This window comes from Mycobacterium paraffinicum, assembly GCF_001907675.1.
In the GTDB taxonomy this organism is placed as follows: Bacteria; Actinomycetota; Actinomycetes; order Mycobacteriales; family Mycobacteriaceae; genus Mycobacterium; species Mycobacterium paraffinicum_A.
Map to the genome: position 1 here is coordinate 139,420 of NZ_MPNT01000005.1, position 17,662 is coordinate 157,081.

At 64.6% G+C, this 17,662-nt stretch carries 17 protein-coding genes; 6 read left to right on the forward strand and 11 right to left on the reverse strand.

Annotated features, from left to right (window positions below; all coding sequences use genetic code 11):
* Positions 1 to 2: 2 nt before the first annotated feature.
* The 6 genes from BRW65_RS08055 to BRW65_RS08080 form a co-directional block, all read right to left on the reverse strand.
* The gene (locus BRW65_RS08055; protein WP_073873320.1) at positions 3 to 1,310 is read right to left on the reverse strand and encodes an MCE family protein; all 1,308 of its coding nucleotides are present in this window, start codon (positions 1,308 to 1,310) and stop codon (positions 3 to 5) included.
* A 6-nt stretch (positions 1,311 to 1,316) separates the two neighbouring features.
* A complete protein-coding gene (locus BRW65_RS08060) occupies positions 1,317 to 2,186 on the reverse strand; it encodes an ABC transporter permease (RefSeq protein ID WP_073873322.1) in 870 nt (289 codons plus the stop codon).
* A gap of 1 nt (position 2,187) precedes the next feature.
* A complete protein-coding gene (locus BRW65_RS08065; protein ID WP_369804363.1) occupies positions 2,188 to 2,901 on the reverse strand; it encodes an MlaE family ABC transporter permease in 714 nt (237 codons plus the stop codon).
* Positions 2,902 to 3,645: 744 nt separating this feature from the next.
* Positions 3,646 to 4,314, reverse strand: a complete 669-nt coding sequence (locus tag BRW65_RS08070) for a TetR/AcrR family transcriptional regulator (RefSeq protein ID WP_073873324.1) — start codon at positions 4,312 to 4,314, stop codon at positions 3,646 to 3,648.
* A 160-nt stretch (positions 4,315 to 4,474) separates the two neighbouring features.
* A complete protein-coding gene (locus BRW65_RS08075; protein WP_073873326.1) occupies positions 4,475 to 4,777 on the reverse strand; it encodes a hypothetical protein in 303 nt (100 codons plus the stop codon).
* A gap of 122 nt (positions 4,778 to 4,899) precedes the next feature.
* Positions 4,900 to 6,228 (reverse strand): acyltransferase family protein, encoded by a 1,329-nt coding sequence (locus tag BRW65_RS08080; RefSeq protein ID WP_073873328.1) that lies wholly within the window; start codon positions 6,226 to 6,228, stop codon positions 4,900 to 4,902.
* Between the two features lie 83 nt (positions 6,229 to 6,311).
* On the opposite strand from BRW65_RS08080, the gene BRW65_RS08085 reads away from it, so the two are divergent.
* Positions 6,312 to 7,283: an aldo/keto reductase gene (locus tag BRW65_RS08085; RefSeq protein ID WP_073873330.1), complete on the forward strand. Its 972-nt coding sequence runs from the start codon at positions 6,312 to 6,314 to the stop codon at positions 7,281 to 7,283.
* Positions 7,284 to 7,507: 224 nt separating this feature from the next.
* Here the strand turns inward: BRW65_RS08085 and BRW65_RS08090 are convergent, their stop codons facing one another.
* The 3 genes from BRW65_RS08090 to BRW65_RS08100 form a co-directional block, all read right to left on the reverse strand.
* Positions 7,508 to 8,608, reverse strand: a complete 1,101-nt coding sequence (locus BRW65_RS08090) for an NAD-dependent epimerase/dehydratase family protein (RefSeq protein WP_073873332.1) — start codon at positions 8,606 to 8,608, stop codon at positions 7,508 to 7,510.
* Positions 8,605 to 9,120 carry a nuclear transport factor 2 family protein gene (locus BRW65_RS08095; protein WP_073873334.1) on the reverse strand — a complete coding sequence of 172 codons (516 nt, stop codon included), beginning with the start codon at positions 9,118 to 9,120 and terminating at the stop codon, positions 8,605 to 8,607. The genes BRW65_RS08090 and BRW65_RS08095 overlap by 4 nt, the downstream gene beginning before the upstream one ends.
* A 62-nt stretch (positions 9,121 to 9,182) precedes the next feature.
* Complete coding sequence (locus tag BRW65_RS08100) at positions 9,183 to 9,989, reverse strand: acyl-CoA thioesterase (protein ID WP_073873336.1); 807 nt, start codon at positions 9,987 to 9,989, stop codon at positions 9,183 to 9,185.
* Between the two features lie 83 nt (positions 9,990 to 10,072).
* Between BRW65_RS08100 and BRW65_RS08105 the strand changes: the two genes are divergently transcribed.
* The 3 genes from BRW65_RS08105 (at position 10,073) to BRW65_RS08115 (ending at position 12,639) form a co-directional block, all read left to right on the forward strand.
* Positions 10,073 to 10,450 carry a DUF1801 domain-containing protein gene (locus tag BRW65_RS08105; protein WP_073873338.1) on the forward strand — a complete coding sequence of 126 codons (378 nt, stop codon included), beginning with the start codon at positions 10,073 to 10,075 and terminating at the stop codon, positions 10,448 to 10,450.
* Between the two features lie 80 nt (positions 10,451 to 10,530).
* Positions 10,531 to 11,760 (forward strand): acyl-CoA dehydrogenase family protein, encoded by a 1,230-nt coding sequence (locus tag BRW65_RS08110; protein ID WP_073873340.1) that lies wholly within the window; start codon positions 10,531 to 10,533, stop codon positions 11,758 to 11,760.
* Between the two features lie 12 nt (positions 11,761 to 11,772).
* Positions 11,773 to 12,639 carry a hypothetical protein gene (locus BRW65_RS08115; RefSeq protein WP_073873342.1) on the forward strand — a complete coding sequence of 289 codons (867 nt, stop codon included), beginning with the start codon at positions 11,773 to 11,775 and terminating at the stop codon, positions 12,637 to 12,639.
* A gap of 206 nt (positions 12,640 to 12,845) precedes the next feature.
* Here BRW65_RS08115 and BRW65_RS08120 read toward each other — a convergent pair whose 3' ends face one another.
* Positions 12,846 to 13,439, reverse strand: coding sequence for a hypothetical protein (locus BRW65_RS08120; RefSeq protein ID WP_139272922.1), 594 nt, complete (start codon positions 13,437 to 13,439; stop codon positions 12,846 to 12,848).
* Positions 13,440 to 13,788: 349 nt separating this feature from the next.
* On the opposite strand from BRW65_RS08120, the gene BRW65_RS08125 reads away from it, so the two are divergent.
* Together BRW65_RS08125 and BRW65_RS08130 are read left to right on the forward strand one after the other, a co-directional pair.
* Positions 13,789 to 14,982, forward strand: a complete 1,194-nt coding sequence (locus BRW65_RS08125) for an acyl-CoA dehydrogenase family protein (RefSeq protein ID WP_073873346.1) — start codon at positions 13,789 to 13,791, stop codon at positions 14,980 to 14,982.
* A 410-nt stretch (positions 14,983 to 15,392) separates the two neighbouring features.
* The gene (locus tag BRW65_RS08130; protein ID WP_073873521.1) at positions 15,393 to 16,382 is read left to right on the forward strand and encodes a LysR family transcriptional regulator; all 990 of its coding nucleotides are present in this window, start codon (positions 15,393 to 15,395) and stop codon (positions 16,380 to 16,382) included.
* Positions 16,383 to 16,627: 245 nt separating this feature from the next.
* Here the strand turns inward: BRW65_RS08130 and BRW65_RS08135 are convergent, their stop codons facing one another.
* Complete coding sequence (locus BRW65_RS08135; RefSeq protein ID WP_073873348.1) at positions 16,628 to 17,572, reverse strand: SAM-dependent methyltransferase; 945 nt, start codon at positions 17,570 to 17,572, stop codon at positions 16,628 to 16,630.
* Between the last annotated feature and the right edge of the window lie 90 nt (positions 17,573 to 17,662).

Here is a 17,662-nt window from a genome sequence, read left to right on the forward strand (position 1 = left end):
TGTCATGGGTTGATCGTGTTGTCCCCGACTTGGCGGCCCCAGACGTACTCGATGGCGTACGGTGAGCCGGTTTCCAGATGGTTGTAGGGTGCGAGGCTGGCGCCGGTGTCGACCACCAGACTCGGTGCCGGCCACAGGTCATGAGTGATGGCCTGCCAGCAACCGGGCGCGCCGCCCGGTCCGCCGCGGGCGTTCACGCGGGGCAGATTGTCCGGGTACACAAAGGGATTCGGCGCGCCGCCGACCAACCCGGCCAGCGTGAGGAGCCCCATGGTGGCCGCGGTGCCGGCCAGCCCAGGGAGCGTCAACATGCCGCCCAACCCCGACGTCAGCTCGGTCATGGTTCTCAGCGCATAGCCGTTGCCGCCGCCGGTGGTCGCATAGGCCGCCGGTTCTTCGTCGTAGTAATTGCGGATAGTGCAGAAGATCTCGGGGCTGTAGGTGTCGAACAGCTGGGCGGTGGGCACCAGATCGGCGGCGCCGCGCTGCAGGTAGGGGCCGCCGCGCTTGAAGATGTCTTCGCCGGTGTTGCCCAACCCGGCTGCGGACAACAGCGCGGAATCCAGGTCGGCTTCCTGCCGGTGCAGGGTGCGTGCCGTAACGACGGCGTTGTTCAGGGAGTCGAGCAGATCCGGCGCGGCGTTGGCGTAGACGTCGCCCAGCGCCGCGAGCTGTTGGATGTCATGCCGGATCTGCGGCATTTGCGGGTTGATGTCGTCGAGGATGGCGTTGGCGTTCTCGATCGATTGCCCGAATTTGTCGCCCAACCCGGTCAACGCCTGCGCGGCTGCGGCAAGTGTCAGGTTGACCTTGACCGGATCCAGTTTCTCGGTGATCGACGTGAGCGTCTCGAACAGCGTGTTGAATTCCGTTGTCACCGACCTCGCATCGATCACGCTCTGCGATGTGATCCGTTGCGGTGTAGGCTTTTTCGGCGACGTCAACGACACATATTTGTTACCGAAAACGGTGGTCGCCTTGATATTGGCGTCCACGTTGGCCGGAATCAGTTCGGTCCATTTCGGGTTCACGTTCAAGACGAACTTGGCGGCCGGTATGCCGTCCCGCTCGATCTCCGAAATGCTGGCCACCCGGCCGATTTCCACGCCGTTGTAAGTGACCTTCGAGCCCGGATCCATCACCAAGCCGGCCCGGGGAGCCAACATCGTCAAGTGTGTCGTCGGCGTGAGTTGACCCCGAAACTGCAACCACACGAAACCCAACACCACCGCCGAGACGATCAGGAACACCAGTGCAGTCGTCCGGTACGGCGGAATGCGTTGCGGGTTCTCCTTCACCGGTGTCGTCATGGGCGGCTACACGGTGAGGTTGAAGTTGGGGGTCTTGCCGTAGACCGCCATCGCGGTCAGTACCACCACCACGACGATCGTGATCAACGACAGCCGCATCGACCGGCCGACCGCTTCGCCGACGCCGACCGGCCCGCCGGTGGCGGTGTAGCCGTAGTAGCAGTGGGTGGTCATCACGACCACCGCGACCAGGATGACCTCCGCGAACGACCAGCCCACGTCGTTGAGGCGCAGGAAGGTGTGGAAGTAGTGGTTGTATGTGCCGACGGACTGCCCGTACAACAAGACGGTGGTGACCTGTTGGGACAGGAACGCCATGGTCATCGCCAGCCCGTAGAGCGGGACGATGACGATCAGGCCGGCCACCACGCGGGTGGACGCGAGGAAGGGGACCGACCGGATGCTCATCACCTCGAGCGCGTCGATTTCCTCGCTGATGCGCATGGCGCCCAATTCGGCCGTGGCGCCCGCGCCGACCGTGGCGGCGAGCGCCTGACCGGCGGCCACCGGCGCCACAAACCGGACATTCACCAGTGCGGCCAAGAAGCCGGTGAATGCCTCGACACCGATGTTGCCGAGCGTCGCGTAGCCCTGAATGGCGACCAGCGAGCCCGCGGACAGGGTGATGAAACCGACGATGGCGGCGGTGCCACCGACCACCGCCATCGCGCCGGTGCCCATTCCCATCTGGGCAACCATGCGGAGCAGCTCCGTGCGATAGCGGTGCACGGCGAAGGGGATCTGGCCGACCGCGCTCAGTGCGAACCAGACCATCTGCCCGATCTCGACCAATGGGCGGGACGGCACGTCCCCGTAGCGGATGACGAAGGCGCTCGTCCGCGGGAAGCGGACGCGCAGCGCTGCGGCCGTGGACATGTCAGCGCCCCGTCCCGAACCGAACGCCGATGGTGGTGAGGGCCGCGTTGACCGCAAACAGCGCGATGAAGCACAGCACCACCGTCTCGTTGACGGCGGTCCCGAGGCCCTTGGATCCGCCGCGGACGATCAGCCCGCGGTAACAGCCGACCAGGCCGGCGATCAGTCCAAATGTCGCGGCCTTGATAAACGCGATCACCACCTCGGGCAGGCCGGTGAGCGCCGTCAACGTCGAGAGGTAGGCGCCGCTCGAGACGTTCTGCAGGTACACGCTGAACAGGTAGCCGCCCCCGAGGCCGACGGCGACCACGAGGCCGTTGAGCAGCACCGCGACGAGGGTGGAGGCGACGACCCGGGGCACCACCAGGCGGTGGATCGGGTCGATGCCGAGCACCTCGAGCGCGTCGATTTCCTCGCGGATGGTGCGTGCGCCGAGGTCGGCACAGATGGCGGTGCCGCCCGCGCCGGCGACCACCAGCACCGTCACGATCGGGCCGAGCTGGGTGACCGCGCCGATCGCGGCACCAGCCCCGGACACGTCGGCGGCGCCGATCTCCGCCAGCAGGAGGTTGAGGGTAAAGATGAGCAGCACCGTTTCCGGGATGGACACGGCGATGGTGGGCAGCAGCGATACCCGCATCAGGAACCAGCCATTCCAGATGAACTCGCGCCATTCGAACGGCTGTCGCAGGGCCTTACCGGTCAGCACGCACATGCGGAAGAACCCGCCGGCCACTTCCGTCCCCGGCCGAATCCTGCTGCCCAATTTGCTGGCGGTCAGGTGCGAGGTAGTCATTCGCGCCACCCCGGGCGTAACCGCGGTGCGAGGCGTCTCGGTTCCATCGCTTCGTCGAGCGGTCGATGCACCATCGCGGGACGAACCTCGCGACGGTGACGGTGACCCTTATTGGCAGGCCGGCTCGCAGCGCGGAAGGCTGGCGCAAAACGCTGCACTACAAAGTGTTTCGACTGAGAAGGGCCGGGGCGGCATTCCTGACTTCCCCGCACCAAGTCGTGACGCAATGCCGGGGGCTGCCACTGGTGGCACGCCACACCGGCTGATTCCCAACACCAGTCGAACCGCCGACCGACACTCTGAGATCCCACCCTTCGGCTCCATGCCGCCCTAGTTTGCGCCACGCACCACTATGGCATTAGACCGTACGGTCAGTCAATAACCGACACGTTGATGAACCTTCACCGCGCAGTCGTCCGGGCATCACCTCGCGCGGACTTGGAGTCATTTCGGTAATTACCAGGAGTTTTGACGGATCTGGCGTAGGTCGGGTGCATGTTGCCGGCTGTAGGCGATGCGAGCCCTCTCGGCGCGAAACCGACCCGGCGTACAGTGTGCTGCCTTGCTATTCGCCGATCGATGAGCGCCAGCCGGGCATGACCTGGCGCATCAAACCAGAAGTGGTGAGGGGCTGAATTAGCGCCCCGTGCAAAGGTGTTCGGGCTATTGGGCCGGGCCCGTGGCCGCGGCTAGGCATTCGTGCACCACGGAGACGACGTTTGCGGACGGGTTTGCCCACTTGCTGAGCCCTAGGCGGTCGAGCAGGAGCCCGCCGAGGAACACGTCGACGAAGGCAGCCCCGACCTGTTCAGGTGTCCGTGGATCGGCGGGGTCGAACCAGACCCACATCCACTGCAGCGATCCCCACAGCTGCAGTGCCGCCAATTCGACGTCGACGCTGCGGAAGACACCGCTCTCTATCCCACTGCGAATCTCGTCGATCGCCAGCGTTTGCAATTGATCCCGCAACTTGCGTACTTGCTGCATCGCCGGGTCATCGGACAACTGAACCACCTCGCGCTGGCTTGCCACCGTCGCGTCGCGAGCGACCACCTGTAGCAGCGCGGAAGTGAAAATAATTGCGGCGATGCGTTCCTGCGGCGCGCTCAGCCGGGACCATGCCATCTGCACTACATCCAGTTGGTGGGCGAGATGGGTTTCCTCGAGCTCTCGCAGCATCTGCGCTTTGGTTCCGAAGTGATGAACGATGGTGCCCTTCGACATGCCGAGCTCATCGGCGATGTCGCCCATATTCGTTCTGTCGTAGCCGCGTTCGGCGACATACCGCACGAACGCGTCGAAGATCTCGCCACGCCTACCAGGTCGAGGCATCGTCCACCCTTCGGCTCAAACTAACCGTACGAACGGTCCATCATAAGCCTGGCGATGTCAAGATGCCGAAGGCCGCACCACCGGGCGGCAGGCATTTTTCGACCGGGCCCGACATGAGCCCGGCGCGTCAGGACCCGCAAGGTCCTTCGGGTCGGGGTGTCTAGAGTGCCCTGTGTCCGTTCAACCGATCGGGTGCGGTTATGACATAGGTGTTCGCCTTGGCTGCCGGCTTGATCTCACCGGCGGTGTACACGGTCATGAGGTCTCTGCCGTCGCTATCCACGACACAGACATAGGTGTCCGTCTCGGCGTCGTAGTCGAAACTGTCCCAGGCCAATAGGAACGCCAAGCAGTTGCCGTCGCGGTCGGCGACGACGAGCTTGTGCACCCCGGACTCCCTGAGCAGCTCGGCATCCTGCGCGCGCTGAGGGGCATGGCTGGTGTGGAGTGTGGCGTGTGACATCTGTGTACTCCCTTAGCGAGGGTGTCTCCGACTAGCCTAGGCTCAACTGCTCAAGTAATCCGAGCCTTGCGGGAAACGTTTCTCCGCGCATATCACGCTGCCCAGGGCACTAGGGCCCCATCTCAAGGGGCCGTAAGTCGCTTAGCCGGGGGGACGGTGTCGCGGGTCCTTGGCCGCACCGCCACCAACAGGACACCGGCGGCGAAGACGGCCGCGGTCGGCCACGAGAACCGCCCGTTCGGGGCGAAGCCGCCCTGCGCCAACAGATGCAGCCCGGCGGCGGCCAGGACGGCGCCCGTGAGCATGATCGCCTCGGCCCAGCGGTCGCCGAGCGGCAGCCCGAACGTCGGCAGCGGAACCGCGAAGACCCGGCGCTGCCACCACAGCAGCAGCAGTACGGCAGCGGTCACCACGCTGAGGATCGCGATCCACTCCAGCCGGACCAGCCACCACGCCACCGAACCCTCGTGCGGTTGCGGGATCAGCCCGGCCGGATAGGCGACGATCGCGACGATGACCACCGGAACCATGTGCCAAAGGTAAAGAGCCATCACGTTGGCGTTGGCGGTGGACAACACGCGGTGCACCGATCGGTGGTGCAGGACCCGGTCCAGTGCCGCGGCCAATGCCATCGCCAGCCCCGCTTGCGTGCACCCGAAGGCCATCATCGCTACCGTCGGCGGCGTCGTGTTCTCGATCGCTTCGCCCGGAACGCCGATCATGCTCACCGGATAGGGCCCCACCCGGATCAACAGCACCAGAGCGACGGCCGAACCGGCAGCGAGCAACACCGGTCGCCGGCCGGTCAGCAGGCCACCCTGCCAGGCGATCCCGAGCTGGTAGAGCAGGCCCCAGCACAGCAGATAATTCAGCGTGCCGATATACGCGACGTGGCCCGCGAGCGAGACGGTGTCGACGAGCACGACTCCCGCGGCCAGCGCCAACGGGACCAGGAGACCCCAACGCCTATGCGCCGCAACGGCAATCGGCGTCAGTGACACGACAAGCACGTAGACGGCGAGGAACCACAGGTGCATGGCCACCGCCCAACCCGCGTATTCCAACACCGTGCCCGGCAGGCGCCGAGCCTGAAGGATCACGACGATCACCGAAACCAGCGCCACGTAGACCGTGGTCGGTCCCAGCACCCGAGCGAGTCGGTGCCGGATCCAGGCCTGGCGCGAGAAGCTTTCGGCGCCGCGGCGGTGATCCCATGACACCGCCCCGGCGTAGCCCGCCACGAAGAAGAACACGGGAACCGCTTGGAAAATCCAGGTCAGCCACTGGGTCCATGGCATGTCGAGCAGCGGGTTCTCGCGGCCGAATTGCCCGTCGCGGTAAGTCACCGAACCGGCCAGCCAATGGCCCAGCACGATGAGGACCACGCCTGATGCACGGTAGTAGTCGACCGCCAGGTTGCGGGCCGGTCGAGCGGTTTCTACGTCGTCCATCGGATCGCGGCGAGATCGATGCGGTGCACTCGCGCAACGGTACCCGCCCCGTCCGGTGAAGTCGCCGGGCGCACAATGACCCGATGAAACAAGCTCGCCTTGCCGACTTGGAGGTCGGCCGCCTTGGCCTGGGCGCGATGGGGATGTCCGTGGCGTACGCCGGAGCCGGCACCGATGACGAAGAGTCGATCCGTACCGTTCAGCGCGCCATCGATCTGGGCGTGACACTGATCGACACCGCCGAGGTCTACGGCCCGTATGTCAACGAGGAACTCCTGGCTCGCGCGCTGCAGGGGCGACGGGATCAGGTTGTGTTGGCTACGAAGTTCGGCATGATCTCCCACACCGGCCGCCGCGGACTGGACAGCAGCCCCGCCAACATCCGCATTGCGGTGGACGGTTCGCTGCACAGGCTCCGAACCGACCGCATCGATCTCTACTATCAGCACCGCCTCGACCCGGAGACCCCGATCGAAGACACGGTCGGGGCGCTGGCGGAACTCGTCGCGGCCGGGAAGATCCGGCACATCGGCCTTTCGGAGGTCGGTGTGAACACCATCCGGCGCGCGCACGCGGTCCATCGGATCACCGCCGTGCAATCGGAATACTCGCTGTGGACGCGTGATCAAGAAGGCGAGATCCTGCCGCTGCTGCGCGAACTGGGGATCGGGTTCGTCGCCTACTCCCCGTTGGGGCGTGGCTTCCTCACCGGTGCGATTCGCTCCACCGAGGGATTGCCCGACACCGACTACCGAAAGACCAATCCGCGCTTCTTCGACGAGAACTTCCAGCACAACTTGAACAGCGCGGACGAACTGCGCGGCATCAGCGCCGACATCGGTGCCACCCCCGCTCAGGTGGCCCTCGCCTGGCTGTTGGCGAAAGGTCGCGACATCGTGCCGATTCCGGGAACCAAGCGCGTGGCGCGCCTCGAAGAAAACGTCGGCGCCGACGGCGTCGAACTGTCGGCGGAGCAGCTGTCCCGGCTCGACCGACTCACCCCGGCCATCGGAGGCCATCACGCGGAAGCCCAGATGAAGTGGATCGACCGTTAGTGGCCGCCGCATGCAAATTGGTCATCGGGGCGGGCGGCTTCCCGGGCTCGCATGTCACCCGGCAACCGGTCGCCACGGGCGCTGACGCGCGAGTCATGTTGTGGCGCAACAGCAATTCCGCCGCCTTCTCCGCGTCCCTGGAAATAGCTTGATGGTGGCGACCCGTTCCCCAGCTCCGCGGGGGTGGCCCCCAGCGCCCGGCTACGCCGCGCTTGCGATCACCACTAGTCGACGCCGGCGAGCGCAGCGGCGCCGTATTTCCTTTCGATCAGCGACCACGGGTCGGCGTATGGCCCGCGCCCCTCGAGCCGACGCTGCACCATCAGGACGGCACGCAGGGCCGGACGCAATATCGGGCTCAGCAGCCGCAGCACCGTCCGCATCCGGCCCTGCGTCTCGGCGATCCACGCCAGGGTCTCGAACCAGTCATGCTCCTGGAAGTCCAGCAGCGCTTGGGCTTCGGTGGTGTCGTACCAACCGGTGAAGCTCCAGCCGCGGTCGTCGGCGGGGTCGCCTGGCAGGCTGGCGGACGGGCCTAACCCTCCCAGACCGACGGCGTCCATGAGTCCGTCCTCGAGGTCGCGTTGGGTGAGCACATACGACTCGTTGCCGCCGATGAGTATCACCTTGCCCGCGATGATCGACCCCCGGTCGACGCCGTTGGCGAAGGCGAGCGCGACGTCGCGCGCATCCACCGCGTGCATGCGGTTGTCGCCGGGCATCGACCGCATCAGGAGCAGCGAGTCGCTGTTGACGGTCGTGTGGGTATCCGGCGAGATGACCCCGCCGAGGCGGAACAGCGCGTACGGCAGGCCGCTGGCGCGGATCGCCGCCTCGGCAAGGACCTTGTCCTGACCGTATTGATCGATGGGGTTCACGGGCGTGTCCGGGGTGATTCGCTCCGGCTGGCGGTAGGGGTTGCGCGATCCGTATACGGCGGCGCTGGAGGCCATCAGGAACAACGGTGGGCGGGGGAGCGCGGCGCAGGCCGCCAAGAGGTTTTCGGTACCACCCACGTTCACCTTGCGGGCGAAATCGGGCCTGCGATACGACAGCGGGGAGACGACCGCGGCGAGGTGGACGACCGCTTCGGGCTGATGGGTCCCGACGAGCTCACGCACCGCCTCGGCGTCCAGCAGGTCGGTGTAGGCCGGAATGAGCGTCCCCGGATACCGGCCGGTGGCCAGCTCGCGTTCGACGGCGACGGTGTTGTCGTTGCGCAGGTCCATCGCGATGACGGTGCGTCCCCGCTCGAGTAGGATCTGCGTGCAACGCTTGCCGATTTGGCCGAACGCACCGGTGACCAGAACCGTGGATGCGGTCACCCCATCACCCTCTTCGCGGCCCGCCCGATCGCCCGGCGGATCCGGTCGGAGACATAAAGCGAAAACATGGGCGTGACGATATCCTCTCGCAGCCGAGTTAGCTTGGAGCTCTTGATGAACCACTGGCCGGCGACGTTCTCGTAGGTCTCGTGGTAGTGCCCGTAACCCATCAACGTCACGCCCGCCCCGAATCGGACGACGTCTTGTAGCGCCCACACGCCGTGGGCGGTGGTCGCCGACGTGAGCGTGATTTCAGGGGCGTGCACCTGGTGCGCGGTGGCCTGGCCCGGCCGCCCGAGGGCCTTGCGCGTGAACCTCACGAACTCGTCCGCGCCCTCGATTACCTTGCCGCCCGCCTCGGCCGTGTCGCTGACGAAGTCATCGGTGAAGAGCGTTCGCCACGCGGCCCAGTCCTTGCCGTCGAGGTACCGGCAGTAGCGGGCCTTGAGCTGCTTGATGGATTCGATCTCCAGCAGTGTGTCGGCGATCGTGCCCTGCGCGCGCTGTGTCATAGCGGCTCAATTCTTTCGGTATGCGCCCCGGCGTGACGTTTCACTGGCGAAGTGTAAACCTGTCAGCCTTTGAAGTAGACGACCTGATGCGTGCTTGCGAGCAGGGTGCCCTCGCGGGTCCACAGCTGAGCGCTCTGGTCGAAATACCCTCGGGTGAATCGGTTGGCGTGGGCGGTGCACAGGACGAAGTCGTTGCCCAGGGCGTCGAGTTGGTGCTGATCGGCGTGGAAGTACGTCGTCAACGAGATGGTCCCCGACGGGATGACGCCGCCGCGGCGCAGGAACACCCGCGGATAGAAGACGTCGCTCAGGGCCGCCAGCGCCGGATAGTCGACGGGGCGGTGGGCACCGTCACGCACCCACAGTGTGGTCGTCGAGGATTCGCTCGGTTGCCCGTGTTGCGCGGGAATCGGTCCCTCGACATACCGCATGTCGTAAAGGCTGGTCCATCGAACGATGCCGGGATCGGTGGGCGGCAGCCGCTCCGGGTCCGGTGCGCTCGGCGGGCGGGTTTCGGTGTCGCCCCAGCTGTCGCGGCGCAAGGCGAACAACGCGGTCGCCGTTGTCTTGACGTCACCGTCCTGGCTGAGTTCGGCGATCCAGTGCTGGTTGCTGCGGTTGGTGCGCGCGGCCCGCAGTGAGATGTCGAAGTCGCCGTCGGCGATGGGGGCGGCGTAGTTGACCGTCAACGCCAGCGGTTCGCCGATGCGATCGGGGTGCGATTCGATCGCGTGCAGCATCGTCGCGGCGGTGATGCCACCGAAGGGCCCCACCATGTTGGCCCATTCCGGATGCGTCCGGCCCCGCCTGGTGTGGGCGTCTACGGTTTCCAGCCGGATGGCGTCGTCGAAGGGATGCGTATCGGTCATGCTGAGTACTGCAGACTACGGGCCTGCGACCGCGGCGTCGGACACGGGGCGGTCGAGCGACAACATCGGAAGGGCGAGCCACGATGGCCAACTCCCAGGACAAATCTCCCGCTGAACTGATCGACGCCAGGATCAAGGAGTTAGGGGATTGGCGCGGCAAGATCCTCGCCCGCATCAGGGAACTCATCAAGGACGCCGACCCCGACGTGGTCGAGGAGTGGAAATGGCGCGGCGTCCCGGTTTGGTATCACGACGGGATGATCTGCACGGGCGAGACCTATAAGAACGTCGTGAAGATGACGTTCGCCAAGGGCGCCTCGCTGAAGGATCCGTCGGGTCTGTTCAACTCCAGTCTCGACGGCAATACCAGGCGCGCCATCGATTTTCACGAGGGCGACACTCTCGATGAGAAGGCATTGAAGGCGCTGATCCTGGCCGCGGTGGAGCTGAACCGCTCATAGGGCGTCAACCTGTACAGTCGCCGGAGCGGTGCTGTACAGTCGCCCAGCACAAGGTCGACGCTCGAATGAGAGGCCATCCGGTGACTTCCGAGTCGGTCGCAGATTTCCGGAGCCGGGCCAAGGCTTGGCTGGCCGCAAACCTCCCGCGGCTTGATTCCGAAGACGCGATGGCTCTGCGGCGCGACGAGCTGCCCTCCTGGCGGCGCGCGCGTGAACTGCAGAGGAAGCTCTACGACGGCGGATTCGCCGGGATCTGCTTCCCGCGCGAGTACGGCGGCCTCGGGTTGGGCTACGAGTACAAGAAGGCGTTCGACGCCGAGGCCCTGGCCTACGAGATGCCGCTCATGCTCAACGTCCCGTCCTTCGCCATCTGCTGCGCGACGATCCTCGACATGGGCAGCGAGGAACAGAAGCGCACTCACATCGCGGCCGCGCTCCGCGGCGATGAAGTGCTGGTGCAGTTGCTGTCCGAACCCAGCGGGGGATCGGATCTTGCGGGCGTCCTCACCCGCGCCGACCGCAGGGACGGACGGTGGATTATCAACGGCGCCAAGACGTGGAGCACGTGGGCATTCGCCGCCGACTACGGCCTGTGCCTGGCCCGGACCGACTGGAACGCGCCCAAACACGAAGGGCTGACGATGTTCCTGGTGCCGCTTCGGCATCCCGGCGTCACGATCAACCGCATCAAGCAGGTCAACGGCTCGGTCGAATTCTGTGAGGAGTTCTTCGACGACGTCGACGTCGGTGACGACGCCGTCGTGGGGGAGCCGGGGAAGGGTTGGGAGGTCGCGTCGCGACAGCTCTACCACGAACGCCGCAGCATGGGCGACGGGTCGGAGTACACCAGCGGACCGGGGATTGCCGAGGCCGAGGACGTCTCGGTCGACCTGCTGTGGGTGGTCGAGAAGGCGAAACAGGCAGGGAGCAAACGGGTTCGGGAGCTGGCCGGGCGAGCTCTGGTGCACCGGGTGGTGCACGGACAACTCGCCGAGCACGTCTTCCACGCCGTGGGTAACGGATCGCTGCCACCCGCCGCGGGATCGATCATCCGGCTCGACATGGCCGAGGTGCACGACGTCGAAATCGACACCGCGCTGGCGATAGCGGGACCGGCGGTCGCGGTCGACCACGAGGCGCGGTTGCTCGACATCGGCACGCGCTACCTGGGCCGCCAGATCGCCAGCATCGGTGGCGGCACCACCGAGATGGCGCGCAACGTGATCGGGGAGCGGGTGCTGAACTTCCCGCGCGAGTATGCCGCCGACCGCGGCGTGCCGTTCAACCAGGTGCGGCACGGAAAAGCCTGAAGGAGGCCGGAATTGAGCGATCAGCTTCGTGACATCCGAGAGCTGGCGGGCGACTCGGAGGCCTACCGCGACGAACTGTATCGGCGCTGGACCGGGCTGCTCAGCTACCGCTACATCGGCCGGAAGCACTCGTCAATGGACCTCGGTGAGGTCGACGACACCGTCACCATTCGCCGTGACATGCGCAACGAGGCCGGGGGAATCATGGTGGCGCCGTTGGCCATTTCGTCCCCCGAAGGATGCCAGACCGACATGGTCGCGGTGCCCAACCCGGTCATCGCGTCGGTGCAGATCATCGACCCCGGCTACGACGTCAAGCGGGTCGAGATCGTCGGCTCCGGCATCGTCCACCAGGGCCGCACCATGGGTTACGGGCGGTGCAAGATCGTCGACGCCGACAACCCGGACCGGGTGATCGCCTTCAACGAGGGACAGGGAGCGATCATCGGCATCCCGCCGGAAGGGCTTGGCCGAATGGATGTTTCGGGCACGGAGCTGGTGATCGAGGACTCGCCGGACCTGCCGCCGCTGTGGCAGGCGTTCGGTGCCAGCCGGCGCGCTGACGGCCATTGGGTGCTGCCCGAGCTCAGCACCGAACTCGCTTCGCCGGACGCCGCGCTGCACATCGGCCCGCAGCACGTCGTCCTGGAAACCGCGGCGATCGACCTGGCCGCCGGCGTCGCCGGGACGCGGAAGCTGCAGGTGGTCAGCTGGCACGTCATGTTCATGTCACGCGGCAAGGTCGGCCCCTTCCGCGTCGAGGGCACCGCGCATCCGGGCCGGCCCGGGCGCGTCGGCGTCCGCATGCTGCTGCACGACGAGGGAAACGCGGACAAGGCCGTCACCTCCGCCGCGGCCGTCTTCGACGTCGTGGGCTAGGCCGACGTGGGTTTGCGTGCTGCGGGCTTACAGATTGGTACGGACTTCAGTGACCAGGCGTACGACGTCGCGCTCGCTATGACGGCCGGGGCATACGCCGACAGATGAGGTGGCCCTGCGCCGAGCCCGCGATCTCCGGAACCGAAAATAGCCAAAGTTCGATTGCCTTATTGCAACAGAACACGGGTGCAGCGACCGCCGGGCCCCTATTTTCCGTGCAGAGCCTGTTCGTCTCCCGGCCATGAATATCCTACTAATGCAGCGATGAGGTGGTCCGCCACGGGGACGAACAGCACAGCGAGAAGCGCGTTGATGAGAAATATCGGTAGATAGATGGCCGCTACCTTGAACGGGAAGTCACTGCGAACGAGAAACTCACTGAATTTAGCAGCTACGCCTACGATCTCACCGGCCATAGCGCTTGCCGTCACACGGGCGACTCGTTGTGCTGGACCGACATCTCCCAGGATGAAATAGCCCACCACGCCCGCCACCACACCGACCAGACCCTCAGGAAGGTCGCGGCTGAAGAAGGTGGAGAATCCGATGCTCGGCAAGTCGTGCGTGCAGGCGCTGCCGATGGTTCCGGCAATGAGTCCTGCGAGCGCTCCATATCGGATACCCAATGCCGGGACGACGGCGAGGGCAAAGCCGAGGTCAATAAGCGCGGTGGAGGGGAAGGAGACAACGAAGACATGGAGCGATGCATAGAGAGCGGCGCCGATAAGGCCAGAAGCGAGTGCGCGCGTGATGACAGTCCATGGTTTCGTTGGCGAATCGGTCCGCACATAAGGTCGCATACGTGGTTCTCCTTTGCTGTTCGAGTGAGCACGCCACGGCGTGATGGGTATGCCGTCGAAGGGTGCCGGCCCGCTGGTCTGATGTGGTCAAGCGCCGGGAGGCACACCACTCGGATGCAGCTGGTGCCCATCGTCCTTGCAGCGCAGTGTGATTGCCAGGACGTATTTGCTTTCGGACGAAAGTCTGAGACTCTTAAGGCCTTGACTGTCGTGGCTCGAAGAGTCGGTCTATCACCGAGCGGTGTCAGACGGTCGTCCAGCCCCCTCAATCGTGGCTGGAGGAGGAGGCTATCGCGCGGTAGGTGTCTGGTCATGGCAAACCCGCATCATTGACCGGAAGAATTGCGGTATGACAGATACCCTTGCGACGCAGCACCGCCACATCAACGAGCAGATAGTGGCCCGCGCCCACGCTTTGCGCTCGGTGCTTGAGGAGAATGTGGCCACCGGGGAGGAGCTGCGCCGCTCACCAGACGTCGTCAACGACGCACTGGAGCGTAACGGAATGTTTCGGCTGTTCACGCCGACATGCTTTGGCGGCTACGCGGTGGGAGTTACCACGGCGATCGAGGTAGTGGCCGCGCTCGCCGAGGGGGATGCCTCGGCGAGCTGGATGATCGGGATCGCCGCCGTCGGTAGCTGGATTGCCGCCCAGAGCTCGCCGCAATTGCAGGACGAGATCTTCGCTTCCAATCCGGACGCTCGGCTTGCCGGGTCCCTCACTCCAGTGCCGGCCCAGCGAGTCAAAGGTGGTTGGCGCGTGACGGGTTCGTGGACTTTCGCATCCGGTGCCCACCATGCGGAGTGGGCATTGTTGTCCCTGAGCGTTGTCGGCGGGCGCGGGGCTGACGAAGAGATTTTGTTGTGCTTTGTCCCCGCCAGGGAAGTGACGTTGCAACGATCGTGGTACACGGTCGGAATGCGGGCGACCGGGAGTGACAGTTGGGTCGCCGAAGACGTTTTTGTTCCCGACTATCGGACGATGTCCGTTCGTCAATTGATCATGGGAACGCAGACGACGCGTCACGACGAGCCGATCTTTCGGGTTCCGCTGGCGCCGGCAGCGCCGCTGTTTGGATTGGGAACGCTGTTGGGCACTGGTAAGGCTGCTTTAGATTTTGTTGCTGCGCGGGCACGGACTAAGCCGCTGCACAACACGTGTTTTGCTCGACAATCTGATTCGGCCGGCGTGCGGATTCAGGTCGGCGAGGCTGCGGTGAAGATCGCTACTGCACGGCTACACGCGTATGACATCGCTAATGCCCTTGATGAAGCTGCAGCGGATAATCGACCAATCTCGTACGCTGATCGCGCTGCGTGGAAGGCACGGTGCGGCTACGCGGCGCAGCAGATCGTTGAAGCCTTAAACATGCTATTGAATGTCCACGGGGCGAGCAGTTTTGCAGAATCCAATCGCCTGCAACAGTATTGGCGGGATGCAAACACGTTGGCACGGCATTCAACGATGCAGATGGTCGTAGGCTACGAAGTCTTCGGCGAGTCCCTACTGGGAGTTGACAAGCGAATCACGACACACGTTTAAGGCATGTCGGGATCGGGTCGATAGGCGCGATGTTGCCCACGTCGCGGATGGAAACCACACTCGTGCCACGGTGGTCGCGAGGAAGGTATGTCACCGTTAGCCTGCGGCCCTGGTTTCGTTCTGGGTTTGCTTGCCCGCCAGCGTAGTTACCAATCCGAGCACCGTCATTCGTGGCGAATTCGGGTGACCAGCGAGTGAGTGGAGGATCAACGGTGTGGGCGGCGCAAATTGATCTGCCTTTTGTCAGAATCGACCTGTCTCAGAAGAGGTTTCGCCTATTACCGTCGTACAGGTGCGAGACAGTCAGAACTCGGATGGTAGCGGCCATTTTGGCAGAGATCGCGGTGTTGCGGCGACGTTGTCTCGCGCTGGCCGCCCGATGGTTCTCGGGTGTGCTAATGGGATCGGGGATGCGCGGCTTCATCGCTCGGTTCGAGAGGTGCAGGGTTGTGTCGGAATCCCCTAGAACGCTTGACTTGCGGCAGCTCCGTTATTTTCTGATGGTGGCAGAGGAACTCAACTTTGGCCGCGCCGCACAGCGGTTGATGATTGCGGGTCCTTCGCTGTCTCAACAGATTAAGGCACTTGAGCGTGATCTTAAGGTACAACTCTTCGAACGTAACCATCATTCGGTGGCGCTCACCCCGACCGGCATCACCTTGCTTCCCCACGTGCGCGCGTTGGTCGACCAAGCCGATGATCTGCGTCGGCGGGCTCGCGGCTTCGCCTGCAGTAGGCCGATTCGAATCGGCCTGGTCAACAGGTGTCCGCCGGGTTGGGCGGAGCTGGCTCGCGGCGTAGCCCCGGTCATCTTCGACACCTGGGTGATGCCGTCGCCCGCCCAGGCCGCTCGCGTGGCGGTCGGCAATCTCGATTTGGCGCTTTGCCATTTGGCAACAGCTGAGTTGGATGCGGCAGGGCTTATCGGTCGACTTGCCGGGGTAGAGCGTCTGCATGCGATCTGTGCCGGCTCGGATGCTCGCCCAGTTAATGCGAAGGATATCGCCGTCCTGGTTGAGGCGGATGCCTTCAGCTGGTCGTCGTGGAACAGCTACGCGCGCAAGTTCGCCGAGAAGACGGGCGCACAGCCCGTGAGTATCGAGGATGGCGGTCTTACGGGTGGTGCGTTCTTCGATCATGTGCGGCGGTTGCGTCGTCCGGTGCTTAACGCCCCCAAGGGGCCCTCGGCACCGCTTCCCCAGGACATGACTCTCCGGCCCGTAGTTGATCCGGTGCCATTGTGGACGTGGTCGCTTGTTCGGCGCACCAGTGACGAGAGGCCCGTGGTCGCCGCGGTGCTAGATGCCTTCACCAAAGGCGTTGCGAGTCTGGATCTCATGGGTGGAGCGCGGTGGGTGCCGGATGATGATCCTCACTACCCCCAGAGCCTGTCGTCCTGACGCGATTCGAGATTGGTACACGGGATTCACCTTCGCCCTTTGTGATCGTCCGCCATAATTCCCGCCGCCGCGCGGCTTATGGCGTCGCGCACCAACGTCTTGTTGTTGCTATGGCTGCCAGTTTGCGATCAAGCCGAGGCGGTACCCCGTCCCGTGTAGCGCAGCTCGCGAACTTGGGCTAGCGCGATCTCAGCGCTTTGCGCAGGATCTTGCGCGTTGTGAGAATAAAATGTTCTTGATAGCTGTCACTGCTGCGATTTCGTCGCGGTGACAAAGCGGTAGGTGAAGGGCCTTCGATGGGTTCGAGGGGCGCGGCCCAAGCGCACCGCCTCTTGGCGGGCCCCGGTGATGTTCGTCGTCCACTGGTGCGTGGCGAACCACTCCGCGCAATCGGGCCGCCCTTCGTCGTCAAACCACAGTGATGAGGTGTCGAATCCACTGGCGCTGACGTGGCGCTGCCGGCTGGCCGAAGTGTTTTCTGAAGTCAGTTTGTTTTGAGGACGTTTCGCTTCACCATCGACGCCGAATATCTCGACGGCCGCCCGGCTGCCCGCGCGGCTCAGCTGGTCGATGGCGGTGAACATCGTTGAGTGCGCCTTTGCGGGGAGGAACGGCATAAGCCCCTCAGCCAGCCAAACCGCTGGACGGCTCACGTCAAAGCCGCTGTCGCGTAACGTCTGCGGCCAGTTGTGGCGGAGGTCGGCGGCTACCGGGCGCAGATCCGCAGTTGGACTAACACCGTGACGGGCAAGGGTCGTGGCTTTGTACTCAAGGACCTTGGGGAGGTCGATTTCGAAGATAATGGTCGCGGGCGCCCACTGCAGCCGGTATGCGCGTGAATCGAGTCCGGCGGCCAAATTCACCACTTGGTGGATGCCGGCGGCGGATGCATCGAGTAGGTAGGCGTCGAAGAAGTGGGTACGCACCGCTTGGTAGTTGATCATGTTTTGCCGATGGGTGGGATTGGGGTTGCTCGTGGTTGCTGAGTCGCTGGCCGGCCCATTCCAATCGGCTGCCGCCTGTGCGCGGACATGCTCGAGCTCATCGGCGGACACCAGCAGCTCAGCGTAGGGGTCTTGAATGAGCGGGTTGGCGCTTGCCGTTTCTGCGGCGCGTGCCAGCGCGACCATCACGGCGGTGGCGCCAACGCCGCTGGCGATATCCCATGAATCGTCTGCGGTGCGCGCCATTACCGTTGCCTCACGGCTATGCGTTCGGCATCCGGGTGCTCGTCGTTGCCTGCTAAAAGGCAGTGCTTCTTTGGTGAGCGTCGGGTTGCG